Annotated in this window: 2 protein-coding genes and 1 pseudogene; all 3 read left to right on the forward strand. The window is 41.5% G+C overall.

Annotated features, from left to right (window positions below; translation table 11 throughout):
* Positions 1-304 precede the first annotated feature (304 nt).
* Positions 305-3,535 carry a SusC/RagA family TonB-linked outer membrane protein gene (locus tag QZT73_RS10260; protein ID WP_291787993.1) on the forward strand — a complete coding sequence of 1,077 codons (3,231 nt, stop codon included), beginning with the start codon at positions 305-307 and terminating at the stop codon, positions 3,533-3,535.
* A 20-nt stretch (positions 3,536-3,555) separates the two neighbouring features.
* Positions 3,556-5,208: a SusD/RagB family nutrient-binding outer membrane lipoprotein gene (locus tag QZT73_RS10265; RefSeq protein ID WP_291787995.1), complete on the forward strand. Its 1,653-nt coding sequence runs from the start codon at positions 3,556-3,558 to the stop codon at positions 5,206-5,208.
* A gap of 25 nt (positions 5,209-5,233) precedes the next feature.
* Positions 5,234-5,829, forward strand: a pseudogene (locus QZT73_RS10270) (hypothetical protein); the annotation flags it as partial.

Genomic DNA, 5,829 nt, shown 5'->3' on the forward strand with positions numbered 1-5,829 from the left:
AAATTTTATTTGGTGGTATTTCCATATACCCAGATTGATTTAACGAATTTTAACTATTTTTCTACAATACCAAATAATCCCCTTTTGTAACCGCTTAACCTTTAAAAAGTCCGTTTGTTCCTTGAAAATTCAATTTATATAACAAAATAAATAATTGATTGAATTTATATAATATTTTATGATTTTAAATTGTCTTATGCAATAAAAAATTGATGTTTTACTGATTATTGAGATAAAGTTTCGGGTATTTTGAAAAGTGCGATAAATAATTTTTATTTACGCATCAACTAAACTAAAATACCTTATGAGAAAAGCTTTACTCTTTGTTATTGCGCTTTTCACCATGGCACTCACGTATGAGGTGTCGGCGCAACAACGGGTAATTACCGGAAAGGTAATTTCCGAGGAGGACGGACTGGGTCTACCAGGCGCATCTGTTCTCGTCAAAGGTACTACAATAGGTACTACCACCGATTTGGATGGTAATTACTCTATTAATGTACCTGACGGATCCAACACTTTGATTTACTCTTTTGTGGGTTTGACCACGCAGGAGCAAAACATCGGAAACAGGTCCGTAATCAATATAACCCTATTGGTAGATGCTGCAACACTTGGAGAAGTGGTGGTAACAGCTATCGGTATCGAAAAGGACAAGAAAGCCTTGGGTTATGCTGTTTCTACTGTGGGTGAGGAACTCATCCAGAACAGACCAGAGGCAGACGTTTCCAGGGTACTTCAAGGAAAAGTTGCCGGTGTGAACATCACGGCAACTAACGGTATGTCCGGTTCAGGTACCAACATTATTATCAGGGGTTATTCTTCTGCAACGGGTTCCAACCAACCACTTTTTGTGGTGGATGGGGTTCCTTTTAGCTCTGGTACTAATGCAACTGGTGGATTTACTAGCGGTGGTGCTGCTACCTCCAGCCGTTTCTTGGATATTGATCCGAACAATATCGAGAATGTTTCGGTATTGAAAGGTCTTTCTGCTACCGTCTTATACGGTGACCAAGGACGTAATGGTGTAATCTTGATCACTACCAAATCCGGAACTAGAAAAAGAAAAGCTGCTGAAGTAACTATCAATCAGTCTGTTTTCGGAAACCAAGCTGCCTCTTTACCAACATTTGGTAATGAGTATGGTAACGGATTCCAGCAACAACCTGGTTTGTTCTTCTCTAATTATGGTCCTAGATTAGATATTGGATTGCAAACAGCCCATCCAATTGCTTCCTCTGCAATTCCAGAAATTAGAAGTGCTTTCCCAGAGTATTTTGTACCCAATCCTGATGGTACACCATCTACCACGCCGATCAGATATGATTACAGGGCGTATGAGGATGTGGGTTCTGTTTTCTTCAGAACTGGCATGGTTTCCAATACTTCCATCCAAATTTCAGGCGGATCCGATAGGACGTCTTTTAACGCTTCTTTTGGTTATACGGATGAGCAAGGCTATGTTCCGGGCAATAATTTGAATAAATTCAACTTCGGTTTGGGTATCAATTCTGCGGTATCTGACAAGATGACCATCAATTCAAGCTTTACCTTTGCAAGAACCGATTTGGTTACGCCACCTATCAATGCAGCTTTTGGATCCGGACCATCAGGAGGTATTCCATCTGTATTTGCAAATACTTTGTACTTGCCAAGAAACATTGATTTGAGAAACTGGCCAACTGAGATTCCAACGAACAGGGGTTCAGTATTGCACAGAGGTGGTAACGATCAGGTTAACCCTATTTGGATGTCAAGAAATATGTTGGACTACTCTGTAGTGGACAGGTTCTTTAACTCCACTTCCGTTAACTACGATTTTAATGACAAATTTTCTGTCACTTATCGTCTTGGATTAGATACCTACACGGAGCAAAGAGAGGCCCAATACAATAAAAACGCAGGTAGAGGGGTGTCTCCTTTGGTGAATTCAGGTTATTACAGGTCGATCTCTATAAGAAATACTATTTGGAATCAGGATTTAATTTTCAATTATAGAACCCAGTTTTCAGAAAAAGTAGGTTTTTCTGCTTTGTTAGGAGCCAACTTGAGGTTTGATGAATTTGAAAGATCAGGTCTAGCATCTTCCAATCAATTGGCCTTTGGTCTCTTCAATCATGGTAACTTCTTGGAAGTATCTTCCAGAGACCCTTTGAATGGATTGGTTTTTGACCGTTTGGTTCAGGAAAGAAGACAAGGTATCTATGCCAATGTCACTTTGGATTACAACGATTATTTGTTCTTCAACTTGTCTGCAAGAAATGACTGGACTTCTACTGTAGAGCCTGAGAATAGAAGAATTCTTTATCCAGGAGCTTCCGTATCTTTCCTACCTTCACAGGCATTCAACTGGAATTCAGCTACGGTAAATGATCTGAAGTTAAGATTTGGATATGGTACTTCTGCAGGGTTTCCTAGTCCTTACAGGACTAGAAATATTCTTCTTCAAAGTCCTAGAGCATTTATCAATACTGCAGGTACTTTGTTTCAGTCCCAAACGCTGGGAAATAGCCTAGGTAATCCAGCTTTGCAGCCCGAGTTGCATGAGGAATTTGAATTTGGTGTAGAAGGTACCATGTTCAATAACAAATTGAGATTTGATCTTTCCTTGTATCAAAAGAACACAAGAAATCTGATCACCGATGCCCCAATTGATCCTGCTACAGGATTTACGGCTTCCTTGATAAATATCGGTAGAATAAGAAACAGGGGTATTGAATTCCAAGCAACTGCTACACCTATCAGCAGACCAAGTGGCTTCAGCTGGGAGTCCATTGTGAACTTCACTTTGTACAGAGCAGTTACTGTGGAATTGGGTGAAGGACTTGATGAAATAGTTGTTGCTGGTTTTACTAACTTGGGTAATTTTGCTATTCCCGGTCAGCCTTTCAATATCATCAAAGGTCAAGTGATCAGAAGAGATGAACAGTCCGGTCAGCCGATTGTATTGCCAAACGGTGATTATGAGACGGACCCTGAATTGGGTATTCTTGGTGATCCTAACCCAGCTTGGACCGGTTCTTGGATCAATACTTTCCGTTACAAAGGGTTGTTCTTGAACGTGATGATGGAATACAGACACAGAGGTGTTATTTTCTCCAATACAGTGACGGCTACTTTGGCAAGGGGTGTGACCAAAGATCCTGTGATAGACAGAGAATTGACATTTATCCTTCCTGGTGTACAGCAGGATGGTACGCCTAATGATGTGCAGGTAACTGCCTCCAACTACTTCTTCAATGCCTACCATACAGGTCCAGACGAGCCAAACGTATTTGACGGTTCCGTAGTAAGGTTAAGAGAACTTTCATTGGGTTACGATATCCCTTCAAGTATTATCAGCAGAACCCCTTTCAGGAGAGCATCTGTTGCCTTGAGTGGTACAAACCTTTGGTTCAGAGCCTTGAACTTCCCGCCAAACATGAATTTTGACCCAGATGTATTGGGTACTGGCGTAGGAAATGGTTTGGGTTTTGACTTCGTTACAGGAGCAAGCTCCAGAAGATTCGGTGGTACTGTAACCCTTACATTCTAATCACCTAAACAGAAATGACAATGAAAAGAAGAATATATAGTTTATTTATTGCCCTCAGTTTAGTGGTAGTAAGTGCCTGTGACTTGGATTTGCTGGAAGATCCTAATGTGGTGACTCCAGACACAGCAGATCCAACTTTGGTATTAAACAATGTGCAGTTGAGTTTTGCTGGGCACTTCTCTGGAACGAGTTTTCTAGGAGAAAGACTATCAAGAATGATGTCACAGCCGAATAACTTGTATGAGCAAGCCTATGTTCCAGTTAACTTTAACGGACAGTGGACCACTGCCTATATCAGTATGCTAAATGATATCAAATTGGTAGAGGAATTAGGTGAAGATCGTAACCTTCAAAGACATTTAGGAATGGCGAGGTTCTTTAAAGCCTATACGATGGTGAATATGGTAGATTGGTTTGGAGATATTCCTTATTCTGAAGCTTTGGATCCAACCAACTTCAACCCCAATTACGATTCTGGTGCTTCTGTTTATGCCGAGGCTTTAGCCATATTAGATCAGGCTGCTGCAAATTTCACGGCACCATCTGCTCCAGCTGTTCCACAGGATTTATATTACGGTGGAGACTGGGCCAAATGGATTAAAGCAGTTAATACCTTGAAATTGAAAATTCATTTGAATTTGAGATTAGTTGATCAAGGTGGTACTACAGCAGCGATTAATGCATTGGTTGCAGGGGGTAATTTGATGGGTCCTGGAGATGATTTTGTATTCAGGTATGGCACTAACTTTACAGATCCTGCTGCGCAGCATCCAAGATATGGTCAGTACAATAATGGCGGTGGCGGTGATTACCACTCCACTTGGTATATGTGGCATTTGACTGAGGCAAAAGGATTTGATGATCCCAGAGTTAGATATTATTTGTACAGACAGAGAACTCAGATTACTACTGATCCGGATGAATTGAGATGTATTTCTGAAATAGCTCCGGCACATTATTTGGCGGGCGGATGGCCTTTTTGTACCCCTAATGACAGAGGATATTGGGGAAGAGATCACCTAAATGCTGAAGGTATTCCGCCAGATGGTCCAGTTAGAACACAGTTTGGTGTATATCCCATCGGTGGTCGATTTGATGATGATGCTGGCGTAACAGTAGGTCCTGGACAAGGTGCTGATGGTGCTGGAATTCAACCAATTTTGATGCATTGGTTTGTAGATTTCATGTTGGCTGAATCCGCCTTAACCTTGGGAACCACTGGTGATCCTCGGGAATTGATGGAGCAAGGGATCAGGAAATCCATGGCCTATGTGAGAGCATTCGGTGAAGAAAAAGATGGTGAAGCTGTAACAGCATGGCAGTCTGGGGCTGAATTTGCAGAAGATGTAGAGGATTATGTAGATTATGTGAATAATGAGTATGCAGGTCTGGCCAATGATGACAGGAGAGAGAATATTATTGCCAGAGAATATTGGTTGGCAGCTTGGTCAAATGGTAATGAGGCCTACAACCTCTACAGGAGAACCAATGGCAAGCCAGACAATATGCAGCCTGGTTTGTTGGAAAGCTTTGGTACTTTCCCTAGAACCTTACCTTATCCGAATAACCATATGGTTACCAATACCAATGCTGTCCAAAAGCCTGGTCTAGGAACCAAAACGTTCTGGGATACTAATCCTGATGGTAGCTTTGCTTCAGGGGGTATTTATTAATCTATAACCTTTAAATTTCGAAATTATGAATATTAAAAAAATTGGTTTTGGATTTCTGATGTCCCTTTTGGTAGTGATTACTGCCTGTGTGGATTTCATTGAACCAAACATACCATATGCAACTTTCAACACTGGCCTGTATATGCGGACCTTATCTGGCGGAACTGGTCAGAACTGGAGTATCTTTGATCTTCAAGGGTCCAACTTCAATGTTGAATTTGAAGCGGTAGATGCAGAGGAAGGAGAAACTCTGGAGACTGTGGAGATCTTTGTGAGACACCGCAGGTTGATTGCTGGTGTAGGTTTTGAGTATATTCCAGCTGGAACAAGTACTCAAGTGAATCAGGTCTTAATTGGAACGATGACAAGGGCTGATTTCCAAAAAGCAACTGAAAACCCTAACCACCCAACTACACGTTATCTGAGAGGCTCATTTAGCATCTCGGCGGCTGATGTAGTGTCTGCATTAGGAGTAACTTTTGCGGATATTGAAGGTGCGGATGCGTTTGAATTCCGCGTAAGAGCAACTGATAGGTTTGGAAGGGTTTTTGATGATACCAATCGTTCCCCTGATGTTCAGGGCGGTTTCTTCTACAGGTCTCCATTCAGATATGATGTTCC

Source organism: Cecembia sp. (assembly GCF_007126775.1).
Classification (GTDB): domain Bacteria; phylum Bacteroidota; class Bacteroidia; order Cytophagales; family Cyclobacteriaceae; genus Cecembia.